The following is a 22600-nucleotide window of genomic DNA, read 5'->3' as shown; positions in this document are numbered from 1 at the left end:
CCCCGTCCCCCCCCCCCCCGCCCCCGCCCGCGCCGCCGCCCCGCCCCACCCCCCCCCCCCCCCCCCCCCCCCCCCCCCCCCCCCCCCCCCCCCCCCCGGCACCCACCCACCCTCCCGAGAGCCCCCTACCCCGAAGAACTCCCCCGAAGGGCCCGCTCCAGATCCCGCAGAGCCCCCTCCACCAACCGCGTCCCCGCCCGCACCACCTCCCCCTGCACCCCCGCCGACCCCCCCGCCAGCCTCTCCTCCAACCGCGCCTGCGCCTCCCGCACCGCCCCGAACTCCACCGGCCGCCCCGTCAGCAGCGCCCCCGCCGCCAAGGCCGTCGCCAGCTGCAGCTCCTCCGCGTACTCCGCCGCCCCCGGCACCGGTTCGGCGTCGGCGGCCGGCAGGTGCGCCTCCAGCAGGACGGCCGCCCGCCCGAGGTGCCCGACCGCCGCCCGGGCCCGGTCGATCTGGCGCCGGGTCACCCCGGTCAGCCCGGACTCGTGGCGCCCCGGTTCGGCGTCGGCCCGTTGCATGGCCTGGAGGAGTTCGGACCGCGCCTCCCGCGAGTCCAGCAGGGCGGACCGCACCGCACGCCCCCGCGGCGTCGCCGGCTGCTCGTAGCAGGCGATCACCGCCGCCGCGTACCGCCCGGCCGCCGCCAGCCACTCGGCGAGCCGTTCCCCGAGCCGGGCGGTCTGCCAGGTGGGGAACAGCGCGTACGTCAGCAGCGCCAGCGACCCGCCGAGCAGCGTGAGCCCGACCCGCTCGAAGGCCGTCTGCAACGGATCCCCGGCCTGCAGCCCGAGCAGGAACACCACGTACGAGGAGATCCCGACGGTGGTCAGCGCGTACCCGGTCCGGAACGCCAGGTACGCCCCGCCGATGCACAGCACCGCGAGCACCGCCAGCACCCATTCGCCCGGGTGGGCGAGCTGCACCACCAGGGTGGAGACGGCGACCCCGACGACCGTCCCGGCGAGGCGGGCCACCCCCCGGCTGTAGGTCTGGGCGAAGTCCGGCCGCATCACCATGGCGGCGGTCATCGGCGCCCAGTACCCGTGGTGGAACCCGGCCAGCCGGGCCAGCAGGTAGGCGGCGGTGACCACCCCGGCGAGCCGGACGGCGTGCTGGAAGATCGCCGAGCGCGGCCGCAGCTGCCGCCGGACGGCCCGCAGCGCGACCGGCAGCATCCGCGAGATGGACGGCTTGTGCAGCGCCCCGCCCGCGCCGACCACGGGCGTGGTGATGGTGTCCTCGTCGTTGCGGTCCAGGGTGTCCGCGGCCTTGCGCAGCAGCCCGCCGAGGCGTCGGGCGGAGCGCCGGGCCGCGCCCCGCAGCGGCGTCCCCTCGTCCGGCCGGACCAGCGTCAGCGTGGGAGCCGAACGGGGGAGCCGGACGGGGTCGCCGCTGCGGACGGCGCGGGCGAGGGCGTCCATCACCTCGGCGGCGGCGGCCAGCACCTCGCGGGCCCGGTCGCGTTCCGGCCCCTCCTCGGGGGCGCCGACCTTGGGGTCGGCGAGCGCGGCGAGGGTGGGGCGGATGCGTTCGGCGATGCCGCGCAGGCCGCGCAGTTCGGGTGGCCGGTGGCGGTCCTGCCAGGGGGTCACGGCGGAGGCGTGCCGGGCGGTCATGAACGGTTCCGGGTCCACGTGCGCGGTCGGGTCCTGCCGCAACCTGCGGGCGTAGTCGGCGAGTTCGGCGTAGGTGTCGGCGAGGGCGTCCCGCTGGGCGCTCCAACTGCCGATCGGCCAGAGGGTGATGACGGCGGCCTGGACGACGCCGCCGAGCGCGGCGACCAGTCCGTGGCCGAGCGCGGCGGTGGCGCTGACCGGGAGCTGGACCACGATCAGCATCACCGAGAGGGTGTTGGCGGTGACCACTCCGGCGGTCGGCCCGATCGCCCAGGCGAGCCCCGCGCCGAAGGCCCAGACCGCGAGCAGCACCGGGAACAGCCCGTACACACCGGCGGCCAGGTAGCCGAGGAAGGTGCTGATCCCGAGGCCGAACCCGGCCGCGACGGCCAGGCTGGCGCGGGGCCGGAAGCTGCGCTGGAAGGTGGCCGAGCCGGCGATGAACGCGCCCATCGCGGCCGAGGTGGCGAGGGCGACCCCGCCGAGGGCGAGCGTGGGGAAGAGCACCAGCGCCACGGCGACGGCCCCGCGCAGGGCCCGCTTGGGGTCGGTGAGCGCCCGGTCGAGGGTGAGCCCGGTCCGCGCGGTGTCACGAAGGGCGGCGAACCAGGACATACCGACATCCTAGGCGGCGGGCGACCCCGCCGGCCGCCGCCGGAGCCGCCCGAGCCGGGCCGCCGCCCACAGCAGGGCACCGGTCGGCAGGAACACCGCGTCCGCCGCGACCATCGCCAGCGAGAACACCGGCAGCCCGAGCACCACCGCGATCCCCAGGTGTTCGACCATCAGCACCACCAGCAGCACGTTCTTGACCCGCCGGTTGAGCAGCGTGAACGGGAAGGCGACCTGCAGGATCACCGTGCCGTACGAGATCAGGAAGACCGGCAGCAGCGCCGAGCCGAGCAGCCCGGACAGCCCCGGCCAGGGGGTGAAGTAGTCCAGGTGCAGCGGGTAGTACAGCGCCGTGCCGTCCTGCCAGCGCGAGCCCTGCACCTTGTACCAGCCGGCCGTGGCGTAGACCAGCACCACCTCGGTGACGATCACCAGCATCGCGCAGTTGTGCACCATGTTCGCCAGCGCGTCGAGCACCGCCCGGGGCTCGCCCTCCGGCCGCAGCCGGCCGAGCGTCCACCAGAGCCCGGCCACCGCCCAGAGCCCCCAGAACAGCGGTGCCCAGCCGAGGTACGGGAAGGCCGGACTGCTCCAGGTCAGGCTGTCCCCGGAGAAGTCTCCGGCCTGACAGACCGCCAGCACCGCGCCGAGCAGTGCCCAGAGCACCACCCCGCCCCACCCGGTCCGGGCCCTGTCCGCGGGCACCTCCCGGCCGGAGGCCGGGCGAGCGTCCAGCGACCAGACCTCGGCGCAGCGGGTGAAGACCAGGTAGACGGCCATCAGGTGGACGATGTTGTCCCCGCCGTCGCCGAGGAAGACGTCGCGGTTCTGCAGCGAGAGCACGGTGACCAGGAACAGCACGCTGCTCGCCCTGGTCCGCCAGCCCAGCAGCACCGCCAGGGCGGCCAGTACGGCCAGGTGGTAGACCAGCTCGAACCAGAGCCGCCCGCCGAACCAGGACAGCACGGTGAACGCTCCGTCGTCGGCCAGCAGCCGCCGGGCGAGGTCCATCGACCAGGGCGAGTGGTCGCCGTACAGCACCCGCCGGTTGGGCCACTCGCGCAGCAGGTAGGCGAGCCAGACCAGCCCGAAGCCGATCCGCACCACCGCGGCCTGGTGCCGTCCGAGCGCCCGCCCGGTGAAGGCCTCCACCGCCCGCCCGAACGCCGCCGCCGGCCCGCGCGCCGGCGCCACCGGACCACCCGCAACATCCGGAACATCCGGAACATCCGGAACATCCGGACCACCCGGTACGGGCCCGCCCTGCCGCGGGATCCCGTCCACCGGCCGCGCCTCGGCCGGCTCCAGCTCCGAAGCCTCGTTCACCCCAACCCCCGGTAGTCCTCGTCCCCGACCGGCCACCACGGCAGCTCCCGCACCCTGGGCGCGGGCGGCGCGGCCTCACCGCTCCAGGACGGCGGCGGGACGGTGGCCGAGGTCACCCGGAACTGAATCTCCAGCACCCGCTCGCCGTCCGCCTCCCGGCCGATCCGCTGCAGCGCGATCCGCTTGAGGTACTGCTCGGCGAGCTTGCCGCGCGGGTTGGTGAGCTTCTCGTCCTGCGGGTCGTGCGAGCCGTCGTAGAAGTCCCAGGCGCGGCGCAGCAGGTTCTGGTCGACGTGGCTGGGCGCCGGGTTGTCCCGTATCGCGGCGAGGTCCCGGGCGGTGAGTCCGGTCCAGTCGTGGGTCCGGGTGGCGCCGCCGTCGGCGACGGTACGCACCCGGGCGTCCAGGCTGACGTTCTGCTGCAGCGGGTTGGGGGCGAACAGCTTCCAGTTCTGCTCGAACTCCGGGTACACCAGCCCGTCGACCTCGTCCCGGTACTGCCGGGACAGCGTGTTGCCCGGCGCGACGTGCAGGAACACCGCGGCGAGGAACAGTCCGGTGCCGCTCACCAGCACGGCGGCGGCCAGGCCGAGGACGAGCTGCGCGGGCCCGGACCAGACACGTCCGGGGGCGGCCCGGTCCGTGGTCCCCGTCATGGCCTCCCCGCCCGATCGGCGCGCGGCCGGCCGGTACCGGCGCATCGCGCGCCCATCCTGCCCTACCCGTCACCGAGCGGGCACCGCGCCCTACAGGACGACGGCGGTCTGACCGCCGCTGCTGACCATCGGACGGCCGGCGCCCTCCCAGGCGTACATCCCGCCGTCCACGTTCACCGCGTCCCGGCCCTGCTGCACCAGGTACTGGACGACCTGCGCGGAGCGGCCGCCGACCCGGCAGAGCACGTACAGCTTCCCGTCCGGCAGCTCGTCGATCCGGGCGATCACCTCGCCCATCGGGATGTGCAGCGCGCCGTCCACGTGGCCGGCGTCCCACTCGTCCTGCTCGCGCACGTCCAGCAGGGCGGCGTCGGCGGGCACGGCGGCGGCGTCGGTGGTGGGGATCTGCGCGAACATCGTGTGGCTCTCCTGAACTCGGTTCTGGTCGGTGCCGTCGGTGCCATTGTCGCCCACGGCCGCCGGGCCCCGGGCCGGGTCGGGCGCCCCGAGCAGCCGCTCCAGCTCGGTCTGCTGGGCGGCGGCCTTGGCGAGCAGTTCCTCGGCGAGCTGCTCCAGCAGCCGGTCCGGGTCCTGCGGGGCGAGGGCGAGCAGCTGGCCCATCGGGGTCTGCTCCAGCCGGACCTGCTCGGTGGCGGTCTCGGTGATCTTGGCGGTCAGCCAGTCCAGTCGGCGGCGCAGCCAGCCCAGCCGGTCGGGGGAGTCGAGGGCGGGCGCGGCCTCCGGCGCGGTGGACCACTCGGCGGCCAGGTCCGCCAGCGCGGCGGCGTCCCCGTACGCGTAGGCCTCGTTGACCCGGACCAGGAAGTCGGCCCGGCGCTGCTGCTCGTCCCCGTCGGTGGTCAGGTCCGGGTGGGCGCGGCGGACCAGCTCGCGGTAGATCCGCTGGGCCTCCTTCCCGGGCCGCACCCGGGACGGCGCGGCGGGCGGCGGGGCCACCTGGTCCGCGCCCTCGCCGGATTCCTCCCGCACCGACCGCACCGAGTCGAACAGCGCGTCCAGGTCGGGCAGCTCGTCGACCTGCCGCCGCGCCTCGGCGGCCCGCCGCCGGTCCTCGGGGTCGCCGGTCCGGGCCGCGACGGCCTCGGCGACCAGCGCGTCGAGTTCGTCCAGCCGGGCGTAGAGCGGGCCGAGCAGCTGGTGGTGGATCAGCGCGAAGTTGTCGATCTCGACCCGCAGCGTCTGCACGTCCACGTCCATGCTGAGCCAGGCCAGCTCGGCGGCGGCGACCCGCTCCTCCAGCTCCTGCTGCTCCGGGTCCGTCCAGCGAACGGGGCTCTGCGCGGTCACGATCTCGCCTCTGTCTCGTCCGGCCGGCTGGGTCCTGCGGGGCCGCCCGCGCGGGCGGCCCGGCCTGCCACCCTACCGCCGCGTTGCCAGCCCCCGTCCGGGTGAAGCAGGCGTACGAACCGGCGCGCGGTGCGTGACACGCAACCGATCCTGATGAATCTCCCCGTTTCGGTGTCGGGCCCGGGCCGGTCCGTGCTTCGCTGGTATCCGCACAGCGTGCCTTCCTCCGGAGAAACGGCCGCCTCCAGGCGTGGCGGCCAGGCGGGAGCAGACCGAATCCATGGTGGCCGAGTCCAACTCCACACCGCTTCCGGCGGGCGCCGGAACCGCCCCGGGCGACCAGCCCACCGGCGTGGCCGCGCTGGTCCGGCTCGCCCTCGTCCTGGTCGACCGGACCGGCCGGATCACCCAGTGGAGCCGGGCCGCCGAGGAACTGTTCGGGCACCGCGCCGAGGCCGTCACCGACCGCCCGGCCGCGGGCCTGCTGCCCGCCCTGGAGTCCCGGGTGCTCGGCCGCTGCGCCGTGCGCCGGCGCTGCGACGCCCTGGACACCCTGGCCGGGCTGACCGCCGCCGGCCGCCCCTGGGCCGGCCGGCTGACCGTGACCGACCGCGAGGAGCACCAGCGCGACGTGCTCTGGTGGGCCTACCCGCTGCCCGGCCCGGCCGGCGGGCTGCTCGCCCTCGCGGCCGACGCCCGCCCGCTGCGCACCACCGGGCCCCGGCTGGCACTCGGCGAGCGCCGGCTGCCGTTCGCCGCCGCGCCCGGCGCCCGGGGCGGCTTCCACGGGCTGACGGCCGCGCTCACCGCGCCCGCCGCCGAGCTGCCCGAGCCGCTGGCCCGGCTGCTGCCCGCCGCCCACCGGGGCCCGCTGCGGGAGGCGGTGGCCGTGGGCGGGCTGCCCGCCCTGCGGCTGGACGCGACCACCGCGCTGCCGGTGCTGCCCGCCGATCCGCAGCACGGCACCGCCCACGCGGCCGCCGGCCTGGGCCGCCGCTACCCGACCCCGCAGCAGCGCGCCGCCCGGCTCGGGCCGCCGCCGCAGGCCGACCAGTCCGCGCCCGTCCGGCGTCCCCCCGGCCCGCTGCCCGCCCCGCGCGAACCGGCCGGGCGCGGAACCACCCGCGCCGTCCCCCCACCCGTCCAGTCCCCCACCGGAGGAGGAGCCACCATCGAGCAGCAGGCCGCCGCCGAGTCGTCCGCCCACGGCCTCCCGCCGTGCCGCGCCGAGGGCCCACCGAGCGACGCACCGAGCGGCCGGCTGGGCCCGTTCCTCACCAACGGCCAGGCCGGCGAGCAGCTGCAGCTGCTGAACGAGGTCGGCGGCAAGGTCGGCACCACCCTGGACCTCGGCTTCACCGCCCACGAGCTGTGCCAGGTGCTGGTCCCCCGGGTCGCCGACTTCGCCTGCGTGGACCTCGTGGACGGCCTGATCTCGGACTCCGAGCTGCCGGTCTCCCGCCCCGACGACGACACGATGCTGCGCCGGGTCGCCCTGGTCTTCAACCAGACCGGCGGCGCCTGGGACCACGTGCTCTCCGAGGGCTCGCTGGTCAGCATGCCGCGCCGGACCCCGCCCGGGCTGGCTCTGCAGCTGAACCAGCCGGTGCTGGTCCCGGTGGTCAGCGCCGACGTCGCGGTCGACTACGCGATCGCGCTCGGCGGCGCCCGGCTGGCGCCGGTGGTGTCCGGCCGCTCGATGCTGGTGGTCCCGCTGTCCGCCCGGGGCACCGTGCTGGGCATCCTCAAGCTGCTCCGGCTGCCGGACCGCGCCCCCTTCGACGAGAGCGACGCCGCCACGCTGAAGGAGCTGGCGGTCCGGGCCGCGCTGTCGCTGGACAACGCCCGGCTGCACCGCGCCGAGGCCCGGGTCGCCACCACCCTGCAGCGCTCGATGATCCCGACCCGTCCGCCGCAGATCCCCGGCGTGCAGATCGCCCACCGCTACCTGCCCGGCGATCCGAAGGCCGAGGTCGGCGGCGACTGGTTCGACGCGATCCAGCTGCCCGGCAGCCGGGTCGCCCTGGTGGTCGGCGACGTGATGGGCCACGGCATCCACTCGGCCGCCGCGATGGGCCGCTTCCGCACCGCGATGCAGACCCTCGCCGCCCTGGACCTGCCGCCCGGCCAGCTGCTGCGGCACCTGGACAACCTGGCCCAGAAGCTCGGCGACGACCACCTCGCCACCTGCCTGTACGCGGTCTACGACCCGATCAACCGGACCTGCGAGCTGGCCAGCGCCGGCCACGTCCCGCCCGTCCTGGTGCATCCGGACGGCACCGGCGAGCTGCTGGAGATCCCGGCCGGCGCCCCGATCGGCGTCGGCGGGGTGCCGTTCGTCGCCAAGACCATCGACGTCTCGGACGGCTCGATGCTGGTGCTGTGCACCGACGGACTGGTCGAGGTCCGGGGCGGGGACATAGGGGCCGGCCTGGCCGCGCTGTGCGGCAACCTGATCGACCCGCAGCAGAGCCCCGAGCAGGCCTGCGACGAGGTGCTGCGGCGGCTGCACTCGGACGACCGCAAGGACGACGTCGCCCTGCTGGTGGCCCGGTTCGACGGGGTCGCCCCGTCCGAGGTGGCCACCTGGGACCTCACCGTGGACCAGCGCGAGGTCCGCCGGGCCCGTTCACTGGTCCGCGAGCAGCTGGCCGCCTGGCACCTGGAGGCGCTCAGCGACACCACCGAGCTGCTGGTCAGCGAGCTGGTCACGAACGCCGTACGGGTGGCCAGGGACCGGGTGCAGCTCCAGCTGATCCGGGTGGACAAGCTGCTGGTCGAGGTCAGCGACGACAACCACAACCTGCCCTCGCTGGAGCCGGCCGAGCAGCTCGGCGAGACCGGCCGCGGCCTCACCCTGGTCACCAAACTCGCCGAACACTGGGGCACCGCCCGCAAGGCGGTGGGGAAGGTCGTCTGGTTCGAGCTGCCCCTCCCGCACGCGTGACGGCCGCGTACGGGCAACGTCCCGTACGCGGCCGACAGGCCAGGTGGAGCGACGCTCAGGGAATGAGCGCGCCCGCCGAACGGCGCCGGGCCTCCGCCGCCACCTCCAGGGAGGTGGCGGTGGCCACCGTGGTGGCGGCGCCGACCCCGGCCAGCACCCGCGGCCAGAAGTCCCCGAAGACCTCGACCGAGACGGCGATCAGCAGCGCGGTGATCACCGCGACCACGTGCTCCAGACCGGCCAGGTTCGGCAGCATGACCGCCTCGCCGACCATCAGCACCACGACCATGGTGGCGGTGAACCAGGACCGGGTGCGGAACGCGATGCAGATCGCCAGCGCCACCACCGCGGCCGACGGCCCGGTGTCCCGCACGAAGGCGACCCACTTCGGGAAGCCGAACAGGTGGCCCGGCCCGACCGCCACGCCGACCCGGGCGAAGAGCGTGCCCGCCAGGGTGCACGCGTAGGCGACCACCAGGGTCATCCGCCGGCCGAGCACGACCTCGGCGATCGCGAAGACCACGAACACCTGGGCCAGCGCCCCCCAGACCGGCAGGTCCAGGGCCGGCACGTACAACGACAGCGGCGTCCGCAGCAGCGAGACCTCCAGCGGCAGCGAGGCCCGCACCACCCCGATGTGGCTCACGAAGCGCTCGCCGCCCGGCAGGTGCTGGACGACGCTGAACAGCAGGATCAGAAACGTCGCCACCGTGGCCAGCGGGAACGCGGCGAACTTCTTCCGCGCCACCGCGTCCCGGACCGTCAGGTACAACGTTCCCCACTCGGCGACAGCGGCCTTTCTGGCAAGCGCCAGCGGCCCCTTTCGCACGCCCCCCGCGTGGGTCCTGTGAATCACAACTGTTTCTCCCGAATCCCCGAACTTGTCAGCTACTCCAACATTAGAAGCCTGTTAACAAATCCACATCGGCATGGATGGGGAGTTACGTCATCCTCAGGAGGGAGACGAATCCCCCCTCCGGACCCCCCTTACGACCGATGGCACTCTCCGCCGGAGGAGTGTCGGCCCCCCTCCGCCCCCCGGCGGAGGGCTACCCCTTCCCGTCCCGTGCCGCCACCGGCACCCGGGGAGCCACCACGGCGGGCCTGGCGTGCCGGCGACGGAACAGCGCGGGCAGGCTCGGCGCGACGATGAATCCCTCGGCGCGCGCGCTGGCGATGCCGATCCGCGGAATCTCGCTGCTCTTCTCGAAGAGCAGGTAGCGCGGTTCCCAGATCGGCCGGTACTTGGCGTTCGCGCGGTACAGCGACTCGATCTGCCACCAGCGGGAGAAGAAGCCGAGGACGGAGCGCCACAGCCGCAGCACCGGACCGGCGCCGAGCCGCGAGCCGCGCTCGAAGACCGAGCGGAACATCGCGAAGTTCAGCGAGACCCGCTTCAGCCCGACCTCCTCGGCGCGCTGCAGCAGCTCGATCACCATGAACTCCATCAGGCCGTTCTCGGTGTCCCGGGCCCGGCGCATCAGGTCCAGCGAGAGCCCGTCCGGGCCCCACGGGACGAAGCTCAGCAGGGCCTTGAGCTCGCCGTCCCCGTCGCTGCACTCCAGCATCACGCAGCGGCCGTCGCCCGGGTCGCCGAGCCGGCCCAGCGCCATCGAGAAGCCGCGCTCGGTCGCCCCGTCGCGCCACTCGTCGGCCTTGGCCACCAGCTGCGCCATCTCCTCCTCGGAGATGTCCTCGTGGCGGCGGATCCGCACCGTGTACCCGGCCCGCTTGACCCGGTTGTACGCCTGCCGGACCACCCGCATCGCGCGGCCGTCCAGCGAGAACTCGTCCAGCTCGACGATCGCCTCGTCGCCCAGCTCCAGCGCGTCCAGCCCGTGCCGGGCGTAGATCACCCCGGCCTCCTCGGAGGCGCCCATCACGGCCGGCGCCCAGGCGTGCTCGCGGGCCTCGGACAGCCAGGCCTCGATCGCGCCCGGCCAGGCCTCCGGGTCGCCGATCGGGTCGCCCGAGGCGAGCGAGACCCCGCCGATCACCCGGTAGGTCACCGCCGCCTTGCCGCTGGGGGAGAAGATCACCGCCTTGTCCCGGCGCAGCGCGAAGTAGCCCAGCGAGTCCCGCTCGCCCTGCTTGTCCAGCAGGCCGCGCAGCTTGGCCTCGTCCTCGGGGGTGAGCAGTTCCTTGCCGCGCGGACTGCGGAAGGCCACGTACAGCACCAGCAGGAACAGCGCCGCGCCGATCGCGTTGATCACCGCGTTCACCCAGGTCGGGGCGGCGATCACGGAGCGCAGGTGCTCGGACGGGGTGATGGTGATCATCCGGCCGACCGAGTAGCGGAAGAGGTCCCACCAGCCGGCGCCGCCCAGCTCGTTGGTCGCCCAGACCAGCAGGGCGCCGACCGCGCCGCCGAAGAACAGCCCGCCGACGAAGGTGGCCGCCGCGGTCTTCGGGTTGGAGCGGTCACCCTTGGAGGTGAACTCCTTGCGCCCGATCAGCAGCGACAGCACGAACAGGCAGGTCAGGATGGTGGAGACGTAGTTGAGCGGGTGCTTGTTGAAGCGCTCGCCGGGCAGCACCATGGCCGCCAGGTACAGCAGGGCGAAGACACTGCCGAGCGCCGCGTTGAAGATCCACGCGGCCCGCTTGCGCCGCCGCATCGCGACCGCGAGGAAGATCGAGAGCACCGCGGCCGCCAGGCCGGAGGTCATCAGGTACGGGGTGAAGTACTCGCCCTCGTTGTGCTCGGAGACCTGGTCACGCCACGGCACCAGCAGCACCGTGGTCACGTTCAGCAGCGCCAGCAGCCGGAGGTACCAGACGGAGGCCGCGGCGGCCCTCGGGCGCCAGCGGTCGAGCGGTCCGGCAGGCGGTGACCCGGCGGAGGTGGCGGAGGGCTCCGACTTCACAGTGGACGACACAGCTCAATTCCAAACGATCAGATGGCGGGGCGCATCCGCACACGGCCCGGCGCCGGACGCCCGCACAGGCCCGACGGACTGACCGGCCGCCCCCGCCCACCGGCCGCCCGCATCGAGCGGCAGGCCGGAAAAAGGCAGCCAACTCCATGGTTCCGCACTATTCCTGAGAATTGCGTGAACCGGGTAGCGGATTCCCACCCCCGCCGAACGGCGGGGGTCCGTAGCCGCCAGGGTTCGGCGACCCGCCCCCCGTGCCCCTACTCTCAGAGCGACCCCCGCGGACCGACCGAACCCGGCCGCCCGAACCGAGGAGGCACCCATTACCACCACCCGCGTGCTGATCGTCGACGACGAGATCCTGGTCCGCTCGGGCCTCGGCCTGATCGTCGGTTCCGCCCCCGACCTGGAGGTGGTCGGCGACTGCTCCGGCGGGCAGGCCGAGGAGTACGTCCAGCGGCTGCGCCCGCACGTGGTGCTGCTCGACATCCGGATGCCCGACCTCGACGGCATCTCCGTGCTGCGCCGCCTGCGCGCCCTGCCGGACCCGCCGGCCGTGGCGATGCTCACCACCTTCGACACCGACGAGTACATCGGCACCGCGCTGCGGGCCGGGGCGACCGGCTTCCTGCTCAAGGACACCGCCCCCGAACAGCTGGTGCACGCCGTCCGGGTGCTCGCGGCGGGCGGCAACATCCTCTCCCCGACCGTCACCCGCACCGTCATCGGCGGCTACGTGGACGGCGGCGGCCCGGACGCCGAGGCCACCTCGCTGGCCCGCACCCTGACCGGCCGGGAGCTGGACGTGCTCGCGCTGCTCGGCGAGGGCCTGTCCAACGCCGAGATCGCCGACCGGCTCTTCCTCGGCACCGGCACGGTCAAGGACCACATCAGCGCGATCCTCGGCAAGCTCGGTGCCGCCAACCGGGTGCAGGCCGCCGTGCTCGCCCACCGGGCCGGCCTGGTGCGGCCCAAGCCCGGCGACGGGGCATGACGGCCGCCGACCAGCTGCCGTCCGGACGGCTGCCGGCCTGGTGCACCGCCCCCTGGCTGATGCTGCTGCTGCCCGTCCTCTACTCCCTGATGGACGCCGCACTGGTGGCCCGGGACGCCACCTGGTGGCAGATGACACTCTCCACGCTGGCCGCCGTCGCACTGTTCTGGCGCCGTCGCTTCCCGGTGACGGCGCTGCTGCTCACCATGCCCGGCACCTGGGTCGAGGCGATCTGGCTGGCCCCGATCACCGCCGTCTACACGGTGGCCACCGAGCGCCCCGGCGCGAAGGCCCTGTTCCCCTGCGCGGCCCTGTTCACCCTGGTCAGCTTCTTCCACTGGCCACTGCCGACCCCGATCATCGACCTCAGCCGGAACACCGCCCTGGACGCCATCCAGGCCGTGATGCTGTCCGCCGGCCCGGCCGCCACCGGCCTGCTCTCCCGCACCCGGCGGGAGCTGGCCGCCCGCCTGGACGAGCTGACCCGGGGCCAGGAGCGGGAGAGCCGGCTGCTCGCCGAGCGGGTGCTGATCAGCGAGCGCGGCCGGCTGGCCCGGGAGATGCACGACGTGGTCTCGCACCAGGTCAGCCTGATCAGCATCCAGGCCGGGGCGCTCCAGGTGAGCACCGCCGACCCGGCCGCCGCGACGGTCGCCCGCACCATCCGCGAACTGTCCGTCCGGACCCTGGACGAGCTGCGCCAGATGGTCGGAGTGCTGCGCGGCACCGGCGGCCCGCTCCCGGACGCCCCGCTCGCCCCGCAGCCCCGGCTGGCAGACCTGCCCCGGCTGATCCAGGAGAGCGGACTGGCCGCCGACACCGAACTCAACCCCGGTGACCGTCCGTGGCCGGAGGCGGTCGAACGGGCCGCCTACCGCACCGTCCAGGAGGCGCTCACCAACATCACCAAGTACGCCCCGGAGGCGGCGGTGCACGTGCGGGTCCGGGCGAAGGGCCGCCGGCTGCGGGTCGAGGTCCGCAACGGGGCGCCGCCGGTCCACCCGGCCGAGACCCTGCCGGGCGGCGGCCACGGCCTGGTCGGCCTGCGCGAGCGCGCCCAGCTGCTGGGCGGCACCCTGACCGCCGGCCCCACCCAGGACGGCGGCTTCGAGGTCCGCGCCGAACTCCCGGCCACCTGCTCCTGACCCCGCGGGGCGGGACGGGGCAGCCGGGTCGGCCCGGTCGGTCGGGACAACGAGAAAGCCCCCCAGATCCGAAGATCTGGGGGGCTTCGCTGTGCGCGAGGGGGGAGTTGAACCCCCACGCCCTTTCGGGCACTGGAACCTGAATCCAGCGCGTCTGCCTATTCCGCCACCCGCGCATGGGTGTTGTCTTCTTCGCCGTCCGTCCCTCGGATCCGCTCGGTACCATGTGGCCTTCGCGCTTCCTCGGTCCGGCTCCCTTCCGGGCGGCCCTTCCGACGTGGAAAACATTAGCACGACCTGGAGGGCGGCTCCGAATCCGTTTCCCGGGGAGACCGACCACCTCCGAACGGACGCGCGACGAACGGGCGAGCGAAGGGCGGCGGACGGCTCCGACGGGCACACCTGGCGTGCCGCACCCGAAATGCGTCACCCTGTGTGTCCGAGCCCACCCCCCGGCACCACGCGGTCCGGGAACCGTACGGAAGGGCCCGGCGTGGATACGATCAGTACGGAAGTACCGCAAGTAGGCACGACCGACTCCCCGGAGGGCCACTCCTCGGAGGAGGCTGGTCGGCAGGCAGGCGAACGAACCCTGGAAGGGGGTGCCCCATGGGGATGATGAAGAAGTTCGAGCAGCGGCTGGAGGGTCTCGTCAACGGCACCTTCGCCAAGGTGTTCAAGTCCGAGGTCCAGCCCGTGGAGATCGCCGGCGCTCTGCAGCGCGAGTGCGACAACAACGCGAGCATCTGGAACCGCGACCGCACCGTCGTGCCGAACGACTTCATCGTCGAGCTCAGCCCGCACGACCACGAGCGGCTCAGCCCCTACTCGGGGCAGCTCGGCACCGAGCTGGCCGGCATGGTCCGCGAGTACGCCGAGGCCCAGCGGTACACCTTCATGGGCCCGCTCCAGGTGAACCTGGAGAAGGCCGACGACCTGGACACCGGCCTGTACCGGGTGCGCAGCCGCACCCTGGCGGCCGAGGAGCCCCAGCAGTACGCCCCGCAGCAGCCCGGCTACGACCGCCAGCCGTCCGCACCGGCCCCCGGCGCACCGTGGCAGCAGGGCGGCGCCGGGCAGTACAGCGCGCCCCCGCCGCCCCCCGCGCCCCCCGCGTTGCCCCCGGCCCCACCGGCCGGCGGCAACGTCCGGGCCTTCCCGGGCGCCGGCCACGGCGCCTCGGTCCGCCGCTGGATCGAGGTGAACGGCGCCCGCCACCAGATCACCGGCGCGGCCTGCGTGCTCGGGCGCTCGACCGAGGCGGACGTGCGGATCGACGACCCCGGGGTCTCCCGCAAGCACGCCGAGATCCGCCCCGGCACCCCGGCGATGGTCCTCGACCTGGGTTCCACCAACGGCATCGTGGTGGACGGACAGCACACCCAGCGCGCTACGCTCCGCGACGGCTCCCGAATCGTCGTGGGCTCCACCACCATCGTCTACCGGCAGGTCGAAGGGTAGTGTCCGAGTTGTTCGCGCGCCTCGCTCACCGACTGGCGGGACGGTCATGTCAGAACTGACCCTCACGGTCATGCGGCTGGGCTTCCTGGCCGTGCTGTGGCTGTTCGTCATCGTCGCGATCCAGGTGATCCGCAGCGACCTGTTCGGTACCAAGGTGAACCCCCGCAGCTCCCGTCGCGGTGCCGGCAACGGCGCCCCGTCCGGCGGTGCCGCGGCGGCGACCGCCACGGCACCCGGACGTCCCGCGGCACCCGCCCCCGGCAACGCCGGAGCGGGCCAGACCCAGGGCGGCGGCCGCCGCCGCGGCGCCCCGACCCAGCTCGTGGTCGTGCAGGGCTCGCTGGCCGGGACCACGGTCGCGCTGCAGGGCCAGACCATCACGCTGGGCCGCGCGCACGACTCGACCATCGTGCTGGACGACGACTACGCGTCCTCCCGGCATGCCAGGATCTATCCGGATCAGACTGGGCAGTGGACGGTCGAGGATCTAGGCTCCACCAACGGCACCTATCTGGACCGGCAGCGCCTGACCGCGCCCACTCCGCTCCAGCCGGGCACGCCGATCCGTATCGGCAGGACCGTCATCGAACTGCGGAAGTAGTAGCGCATGAGGGACAGCATCCCGTCCATGACCCAGAGGGGGGCACAGGTCGCATGACCCTGGTGCTGCGCTTCGCCGCCGGCTCCCACAAGGGACTGATCCGGGAGGGGAACGAGGACTCCGGCTACGCCGGGCCGCGGCTGCTGGCCGTGGCCGACGGCATGGGCGGCGCCGCGGCCGGCGAGGTCGCGTCCTCCGAGGTGCTCGGCTCGATCGTCCGACTGGACGAGGACGTGCCGGGCGCCGACCTTCTGACCCTGCTGGGCGACGCCGTCCAGGGCGCCAACGACCGGCTCCGGCAGATGGTCGAGGAGGACCCGCAGCTGGAGGGCATGGGCTGCACCCTGACGGCCATGCTCTGGACCGGCCAGCGGATGGGCCTGGTGCACGTCGGCGACTCCCGCGCCTACCTGCTGCGCGACGGCTCGCTGGTGCAGATCACCCAGGACCACACCTGGGTGCAGCGCCTGGTCGACGAGGGCCGGATCACGCCCGAGGAGGCCGAGACCCACCCGCAGCGCTCGCTGCTGATGCGGGCCCTGGACGGCCGCGGCCAGGTCGAACCCGACCTGTCGATCCGCGAGGTCCGGGCCGGCGACCGCTACCTCATCTGCTCCGACGGCCTCTCCGGCCCGGTCAGCCACCAGACCCTCCAGGACACCCTGGGCAGCTACTACTCGCCCGAGCAGACCGTGCAGGAGCTGATCCAGCTCGCACTGCGCGGCGGTGGTCCGGACAACATCACCTGCATCGTGGCGGACGTCATCGACGTCGGTGCCACGGACACCACCAGCGGCCAGTTCAACGACGTCCCGGTGGTGGTCGGCGCGGTCGCCGAGACCCCGCCGTCCTCGGCCGCCGCCGACCACTCGATCGCGGACACCCCGGCCGGCCGCGCCGCCGGACTGGGCCGCGGCCCGCAGGGCGCCTTCGGCCCGCCGGAGGGCTACGAGGGCGGCTACGGCGCCGCCCAGGGCGGCTTCGGCCCCGCCGAGGGCTACACGGGCGAGGACGGCCACGGCTACCCCGCCGAGCCCTCGGTGTACGGCTCCGAGGAGTTCGACGAGGAGCAGCCCCCCAAGCGCAAGCGCCGGGGCCTGACCGTCTCGCTGGCCGTCCTGGTCACGCTCGGCCTGCTCGGCGGCGCCGGGTACTTCGGCTACCAGTGGACCCAGGACCAGTACTACATCGGCGAGGACGGCGACCACGTCGCCATCTACCAGGGCGTCAACCAGAACCTGGCCGGGCTGAGCCTGTCCTCGGTGCACGAGTCGCACAGCGACGCCCCGCTGAAGTGGCTGCCGCAGGACCAGCGCACCCAGGTGAACCGGACCATCTCGGTCGGCAGCCTGCAGGACGCCGAGAAGACGATGACCGGCCTGGTGGACTGGGCCAAGCTGTGCCAGAAGGCCGCCACCGTCTCCACCGGCGCGGCCCCGCAGGGCACCCAGGCCACCAAGACCGCGTTCGTGGCCGCCACCCCGACCGCCCCGGCCGAGCGGGAGAAGCCCCGCAACCCGGCCGCGGCCGCGCCGAGCACCACGCCGACCCCGTCCGCCCCGGCCACGTCCGCCCCGACGCAGAACGCCACCCCGCCGGCGGCCGCCCCGACCGAGCAGGCCCAGCCCCCGTTGAACGACGACGAGCGCAGCCGGGCCGAGTCCTGCCCGAAGCCGTGACGTCCGTGATCCGACATAGGTCCGCCCGGAGCGGGCCGGCCGGCCGTCAGGGAGCGGTCACCACGTGAGCAGCTACAACCTGAGCGGCGACACCGGCCGCGCCGGCGGCCGCCGCCGGGCGGCGGCCGAGCGCGCCGGACCACGGCGGCGCGGCAACACCACCATCTCGCTCCAGGGCGCACCGAACCGGCGCAACACCGAGCTGGCCCTGCTGGTCTTCGCCGTCCTGCTGCCGATCCTGGCGTACGCCAACGTGGGCCTGGCGATGGACTCCCGGGTCCCGGCGGGGATGCTCGCCTACGGCCTGGGCATGGGCTCGCTGGCGCTGGTCGCGCACCTGCTGGTGCGCCGCTTCGCGCCGTACGCGGACCCGCTGATGCTGCCGATCGCCACCCTGCTGAACGGGCTGGGCGTGGTGATGATCTGGCGGCTGGACAAGGCGGGCCACCTGCTCAGCGGCAACTTCCCGGCGGCCCGCAACCAGCTGATGTGGTCGGCCCTCGGGATCACCCTGTTCATCGGGGTGATGGTCTTCCTGAAGGACCACCGGGTGCTCCAGCGCTACACCTACATCTCGATGGTGGTGGCGCTGGTGCTGCTCGCCGCGCCGGCCTTCTTCCCGGCCCGGGCGGAGGACTTCGGCGCGAAGATCTGGATCCGGCTGGGCGGCTTCTCGATCCAGCCCGGCGAGTTCGCCAAGATCATCCTGACCGTCTTCTTCGCCGGCTACATGATGGTCAAGCGGGACGCCCTGGCGCTGGCCAGCCGCCGCTTCATGGGCCTGTACCTGCCGCGCGGCCGCGACCTCGGCCCGATCATCGTGATCTGGCTGCTCAGCCTGCTGATCCTGGTCTTCGAGAACGACCTCGGCACGTCCTTCCTGTTCTTCGGCCTGTTCGTGGTGATGCTCTACGTCGCCACCGAGCGGACCAGCTGGATCCTGTTCGGCCTGCTGATGTCGGTCGGCGGCGCGGTCGCGGTCGCCACCACCACCAGCCACGTCAAGGTCCGGATCGACGCCTGGCTCGACCCGATGGCCGCCTTCTCGGCGAACCCGCCCAAGGGCGCCACCGAGCAGATCGGCCAGTCGCTGATGGCGCTCGGCTCCGGCGGGGTGACCGGCTCCGGCCTCGGCCAGGGCCGTTCCTGGCTGATCAACTTCGCCGCCAAGAGCGACTTCATCCTGGGCTCCTTCGGCGAGGAGCTCGGGCTCACCGGCCTGATGGCGATCTTCCTGCTGTACGCCCTGCTGGTGCAGCGCGGCCTGCGCACCGCCCTCGCCGCCCGCGACCCGTTCGGCAAGCTGTTCGCCGTCGGGCTCGCCTCGGCGATGGCGCTGCAGGTCTTCGTCGTGGCCGGCGGGGTCACCGGACTGATCCCGCTGACCGGTATGACCATGCCGTTCCTCGCCCAGGGTGGTTCGTCCGTGGTCGCCAACTGGGCGCTGGTCGCCATCCTGCTGAAGATCAGCGACAGCGCGCGCCGACCCGGGGTCGAACCGGCCCCGGCCACCGAGGGCCAGGGAGGACCCGCCCGATGAACAAGCCGATCCGACGGGTCTCGATCTTCTGCCTCGTGCTGATCCTGGCCCTGATGGTGCGCACCAACTGGGTGCAGGGCGTCCAGGCCGACTCCTGGGCTTCCAACAAGAACAACAAGCGCCAGCTGTACGACCGCTACGCCCACCCGCGCGGCAACATCATCGTCAGCGGTCAGCCGGTGACGAACTCCGACTTCGTGAACGGCCTGCGCTACAAGTACAAGCGCTCCTGGCTCAGCGGCCCGATGTACGCCCCGGTCACCGGCTACTCCTCGCAGGCCTACGGCTCCAGCCAGCTGGAGAACCTGGAGGACGGCATCCTCTCGGGCACCGACGACCGGCTGTTCTTCCGCAACACCCTGGACATGCTGACCGGCGAGCAGAAGCGCGGCGGCGACGTCCTCACCACCATCAACGCCAAGGTGCAGAAGGCCGCCTTCGACGGCCTGGGCGACAAGAAGGGCGCGGTGGTCGCGCTCGACCCGAAGACCGGCGCGATCCTGGCCCTGGTCTCCACCCCGTCCTACGACCCGGGCAGCTTCGCCGGCGGTGACAGCAGCGACACCAAGGCCTGGCAGGACCTCAACGCGGACCCGAACAAGCCGATGCTCAACCGGGCGCTGCGCGAGACCTATCCGCCCGGCTCGACCTTCAAGCTGGTCACCGCCACCGCCGCGTTCGAGAACGGCCTCTACCAGAACGTCAACGACGTCACCCAGACGCCGGACCCGTACACCCTGCCGAACACCCAGACGGTGCTGAAGAACGAGAGCCCCAACGAGCGCTGCGAGAACGCCACCATCAAGTCCGGCTTGGACCAGTCCTGCAACACGGTCTTCGCCAAGATGGGCGCGGACCTCGGCAAGGACAAGATGCGCGCGCAGGCCGAGAAGTTCGGCTTCAACAGCACGATCGACACCCCGATCCGCTCCGAGAAGAGCATCTTCCCGGACAGCCCGAGCCTGGACGGCACCGCCCAGGACTCGATCGGCCAGCACGACACCCGCGCCACCCCGCTGCAGATGGCCATGGTCTCCGCGGCGATCGCCAACAACGGCAGCCTGATGCAGCCGTACCTGGTCGACCAGGAGCGCTCGGCCTCGCTGACCACCATCTCCAAGCACACCGAGAAGCAGTTCTCCCAGGCGATGAGCCCCACCACCGCGCAGAAGATGCAGGACCTGATGGTCTCGGTGGTCGAGAACGGCACCGGTACGAACGCCAAGATCCCCGGCCTGCAGGTCGGCGGCAAGACCGGCACCGCCCAGCACGGCGAGGACAACGCCGGCCTGCCGTTCGCCTGGTTCACCTCCTGGGCCAAGACCCAGGACGGCCAGTCGGTCGCGGTCGCGGTGGTGGTCGAGGACGGCTCCCAGAACCGTGACGGCATCAGCGGCGGCCGCCTCGCGGCCCCGATCGCCAAGGCGGTGATGCAGGCCGCGCTCGGCAAGTAGGGCGAGGGTGAGGTGAATGTCACGATCGGCACCCCGGTCCGGATACCGGTCTGATATCGGCCGACGGCTGACTCCGGTCCGGTGCGGTGCGACCGGTAGCGTATCCGCCAGCAGCGGGTGTGCCCGTTGCCGCCCGCGAGGTGGCGCACGGCCCGGCCGGAGAACCGGCCACGGCCCGCGCGGCGTCACCCAGAGCGTGCGGGGACACCTACGTCACAACCTCACCGGCGGGTGAGGGAGAGGGTCGGAACTATGGAAGAGCCTCGTCGCCTAGGCGGCAGGTACGAGCTCGGCGGCGTCCTCGGACGCGGCGGCATGGCCGAGGTGTACCTCGGCCATGACACCCGGCTCGGCCGTTCCGTCGCAGTGAAGACGCTCCGGGCCGACATGGCCCGGGATCCGTCGTTCCAGGCCCGCTTCCGCCGCGAAGCACAGTCGGCGGCGTCCCTGAACCACCCCGCGATCGTCGCCGTGTACGACACCGGCGAGGACTACATCGACGGGATCTCCATCCCGTACATCGTGATGGAGTACGTCGAGGGTTCGACCCTGCGCGAGCTGCTGCACTCCGGCCGCCGGCTGCTGCCCGAGCGGGCGCTGGAGATGACCATCGGCATCCTCCAGGCCCTGGAGTACTCGCACCGGGCCGGCATCGTGCACCGCGACATCAAGCCGGCCAACGTGATGCTGACCCGGCAGGGCAACGTCAAGGTCATGGACTTCGGCATCGCCCGCGCGATGGGCGACGCCGGGATGACCATGACCCAGACCTCGGCCGTGATCGGCACCGCCCAGTACCTCTCCCCCGAGCAGGCCAAGGGCGAGCAGGTCGACGCCCGTTCCGACCTCTACTCCACCGGCTGCCTGCTCTACGAGCTGCTGACCGTCCGCCCGCCGTTCGTCGGCGACTCCCCCGTCGCGGTCGCCTACCAGCACGTCCGGGAGGAGCCGCAGCCGCCGTCGGTCTTCGACCCCGAGGTGCGGCCCGAGATCGACGCGATCGTGCTCAAGGCGCTCGCCAAGGACCGCGACTACCGCTACCAGAGCGCCGACGAGATGCGCGACGACATCGAGCGCTTCCTCGACGGCCTCCCGGTCGCCGCCGCCCAGCAGGCCGCCGCCTACGGCATGGGCGCCGCCGGGTACGGCTACGACCAGAACGGCTACCCGCAGCAGCACGACCCGTACGGCCAGACCAACGTGCTGCCGCAGCAGCCCGGCGGCCCGACCACCGTCCTGCCGCAGGCCTCCGGCTACCAGGACGACGGCTACGGCCAGACCTCCGCCGGTGGCGCGGGCGGCCACGACGACGGCTACGGCCAGGGCGGCGGCCGGCGCGGCGACGACCGGCAGAAGAAGAGCAACACCTCCTGGATCGTGCTGGCGGTGGCCGCCGTGCTGGTCCTGGTCGGCACCTTCTTCGTGGCCCAGGCGATGTTCAGCGACAAGGGCACCAAGGACGCCCCGAAGGTCACGGCGCCCAACCTGGTCGGCAAGAGCCTGGCGGACGCCAAGACCGCCGCGGCCGCGGCCGGTTCCAAGCTCGTGGTCACCGAGGGCGACAAGATCGCCTGCCCGGACACCAACGTCAAGAAGGACCAGGTCTGCACCCAGACCCCGACGGCGGGCACCCAGGTCTCCGAGGACGCCCACATCACGGTGCAGGTCTCCTCCGGTCCGGCCAAGACCCAGATGCCGACCCTGACCGGCAAGACCAAGGACCAGGCGATGCAGGCCCTGACGGCGGCCGGCTTCACCAATGTCGCCACGCCCGACTACAAGGACGACGACACCGCACCGCAGGACACCGTCCTCGCCCAGGACCCGGCGGCCGGCACCCCCGCCGACCCGAGCGCCCAGGTCAAGCTGACGATCTCCCAGGGCAAGACCAAGCAGACCGTCCCGAACGTGGTCGGCGCGCAGAAGGACGACGCGCAGAACACGCTGCAGACCGCCGGCTTCCAGGTCGACACCTCCAAGACGACGCCGACCAACGACCCGACCAAGGTCAACACCGTCGCCACGCAGTCGGTCGCGCCGAACACCAAGGCGCCGACCGCCACGAAGATCTGGCTGACGATCTACAAGGCGCCGGACAAGGCCCAGGTCCCGCCGATGCAGAACCAGAAGCTGTCGGACGCCATCGCCGCGCTGTCCAAGGTCGGCCTGCTCTACACGGTGGTCGCCGGCCCGCAGGACCCGAACGCGATCGTCATCCAGAGCATCCCCGCAGCCGGCACCCAGCTGGACCCGAACACCCAGGTGCAGCTGATGACCCGGCCGGCCGATCCGGCCAAAGGGGGGGACTCCGCCACCACACCCCCCGGCAAAGGGGGCAACAACTAAGCCCTTCTTCCCCTGGTTCTGAGACCGGGGAGCAGG

The 22600-nt window shown here is 73.1% G+C and carries 15 protein-coding genes and 1 tRNA gene; 9 read left to right on the top strand and 7 right to left on the bottom strand.

Annotation, left to right across the window (positions count from 1 at the left end):
• Nucleotides 1-125 precede the first annotated feature (125 nt).
• The 4 genes from ACZ3YL_RS37825 to ACZ3YL_RS37810 form a co-directional block, all read right to left on the bottom strand.
• On the bottom strand, nucleotides 126-2234 hold the full coding sequence (locus ACZ3YL_RS37825) for an FUSC family protein (protein ID WP_188307111.1): 2109 nt from the start codon (nucleotides 2232-2234) through the stop codon (nucleotides 126-128).
• A gap of 9 nt (nucleotides 2235-2243) precedes the next feature.
• On the bottom strand, nucleotides 2244-3425 hold the full coding sequence (locus ACZ3YL_RS37820; RefSeq protein ID WP_465662004.1) for an HTTM domain-containing protein: 1182 nt from the start codon (nucleotides 3423-3425) through the stop codon (nucleotides 2244-2246).
• A gap of 128 nt (nucleotides 3426-3553) precedes the next feature.
• Nucleotides 3554-4213 (bottom strand): DUF5819 family protein, encoded by a 660-nt coding sequence (locus ACZ3YL_RS37815; RefSeq protein WP_188307113.1) that lies wholly within the window; start codon nucleotides 4211-4213, stop codon nucleotides 3554-3556.
• Nucleotides 4214-4303: 90 nt separating this feature from the next.
• Nucleotides 4304-5521 carry a rhodanese-like domain-containing protein gene (locus ACZ3YL_RS37810; protein WP_188307114.1) on the bottom strand — a complete coding sequence of 406 codons (1218 nt, stop codon included), beginning with the start codon at nucleotides 5519-5521 and terminating at the stop codon, nucleotides 4304-4306.
• Nucleotides 5522-5771: 250 nt separating this feature from the next.
• Between ACZ3YL_RS37810 and ACZ3YL_RS37805 the strand changes: the two genes are divergently transcribed.
• A complete protein-coding gene (locus ACZ3YL_RS37805) occupies nucleotides 5772-8468 on the top strand; it encodes an ATP-binding SpoIIE family protein phosphatase (RefSeq protein WP_465662001.1) in 2697 nt (898 codons plus the stop codon).
• Nucleotides 8469-8523: 55 nt separating this feature from the next.
• Here the strand turns inward: ACZ3YL_RS37805 and ACZ3YL_RS37800 are convergent, their stop codons facing one another.
• Both ACZ3YL_RS37800 and ACZ3YL_RS37795 read right to left on the bottom strand, forming a co-directional pair.
• The gene (locus tag ACZ3YL_RS37800; protein ID WP_465661999.1) at nucleotides 8524-9240 is read right to left on the bottom strand and encodes a hypothetical protein; all 717 of its coding nucleotides are present in this window, start codon (nucleotides 9238-9240) and stop codon (nucleotides 8524-8526) included.
• A 277-nt stretch (nucleotides 9241-9517) separates the two neighbouring features.
• Nucleotides 9518-11347: a phosphatidylglycerol lysyltransferase domain-containing protein gene (locus ACZ3YL_RS37795; protein ID WP_411292881.1), complete on the bottom strand. Its 1830-nt coding sequence runs from the start codon at nucleotides 11345-11347 to the stop codon at nucleotides 9518-9520.
• Nucleotides 11348-11687: 340 nt separating this feature from the next.
• Between ACZ3YL_RS37795 and ACZ3YL_RS37790 the strand changes: the two genes are divergently transcribed.
• Nucleotides 11688-12338, top strand: coding sequence for a response regulator transcription factor (locus tag ACZ3YL_RS37790; protein ID WP_317620915.1), 651 nt, complete (start codon nucleotides 11688-11690; stop codon nucleotides 12336-12338).
• On the top strand, nucleotides 12335-13483 hold the full coding sequence (locus ACZ3YL_RS37785) for a sensor histidine kinase (protein ID WP_188303024.1): 1149 nt from the start codon (nucleotides 12335-12337) through the stop codon (nucleotides 13481-13483). Before ACZ3YL_RS37790 ends, ACZ3YL_RS37785 begins: the two co-directional genes overlap by 4 nt.
• A gap of 92 nt (nucleotides 13484-13575) precedes the next feature.
• Here the strand turns inward: ACZ3YL_RS37785 and ACZ3YL_RS37780 are convergent.
• Nucleotides 13576-13659: transfer RNA gene (locus ACZ3YL_RS37780), tRNA-Leu, on the bottom strand.
• A 433-nt stretch (nucleotides 13660-14092) separates the two neighbouring features.
• Here ACZ3YL_RS37780 and ACZ3YL_RS37775 point away from each other — a divergent pair.
• The 6 genes from ACZ3YL_RS37775 to pknB all read left to right on the top strand — a co-directional run bounded on the left by ACZ3YL_RS37775 (nucleotide 14093) and on the right by pknB (nucleotide 22564).
• The gene (locus ACZ3YL_RS37775) at nucleotides 14093-14944 is read left to right on the top strand and encodes an FhaA domain-containing protein (protein WP_465661996.1); all 852 of its coding nucleotides are present in this window, start codon (nucleotides 14093-14095) and stop codon (nucleotides 14942-14944) included.
• A gap of 46 nt (nucleotides 14945-14990) precedes the next feature.
• A complete protein-coding gene (locus ACZ3YL_RS37770; protein WP_188303022.1) occupies nucleotides 14991-15545 on the top strand; it encodes an FHA domain-containing protein FhaB/FipA in 555 nt (184 codons plus the stop codon).
• Nucleotides 15546-15598: 53 nt separating this feature from the next.
• Complete coding sequence (locus tag ACZ3YL_RS37765; RefSeq protein WP_188303021.1) at nucleotides 15599-17224, top strand: protein phosphatase 2C domain-containing protein; 1626 nt, start codon at nucleotides 15599-15601, stop codon at nucleotides 17222-17224.
• 163 nt (nucleotides 17225-17387) lie between these two features.
• The gene (locus ACZ3YL_RS37760; RefSeq protein WP_465662010.1) at nucleotides 17388-18764 is read left to right on the top strand and encodes an FtsW/RodA/SpoVE family cell cycle protein; all 1377 of its coding nucleotides are present in this window, start codon (nucleotides 17388-17390) and stop codon (nucleotides 18762-18764) included.
• Complete coding sequence (locus ACZ3YL_RS37755) at nucleotides 18761-20218, top strand: peptidoglycan D,D-transpeptidase FtsI family protein (RefSeq protein WP_188303019.1); 1458 nt, start codon at nucleotides 18761-18763, stop codon at nucleotides 20216-20218. Before ACZ3YL_RS37760 ends, ACZ3YL_RS37755 begins: the two co-directional genes overlap by 4 nt.
• 252 nt (nucleotides 20219-20470) lie before the next feature.
• Nucleotides 20471-22564, top strand: coding sequence for a Stk1 family PASTA domain-containing Ser/Thr kinase (gene pknB, locus ACZ3YL_RS37750; RefSeq protein ID WP_188303018.1), 2094 nt, complete (start codon nucleotides 20471-20473; stop codon nucleotides 22562-22564).
• The last annotated feature ends 36 nt before the right edge of the window (nucleotides 22565-22600 follow it).

It is taken from the genome of Kitasatospora sp. NPDC023176 (assembly GCF_055560495.1).
The sequence above is the reverse complement of the archived record's forward strand: the minus strand, read 5'-3'. Positions and strand labels throughout refer to the sequence as shown.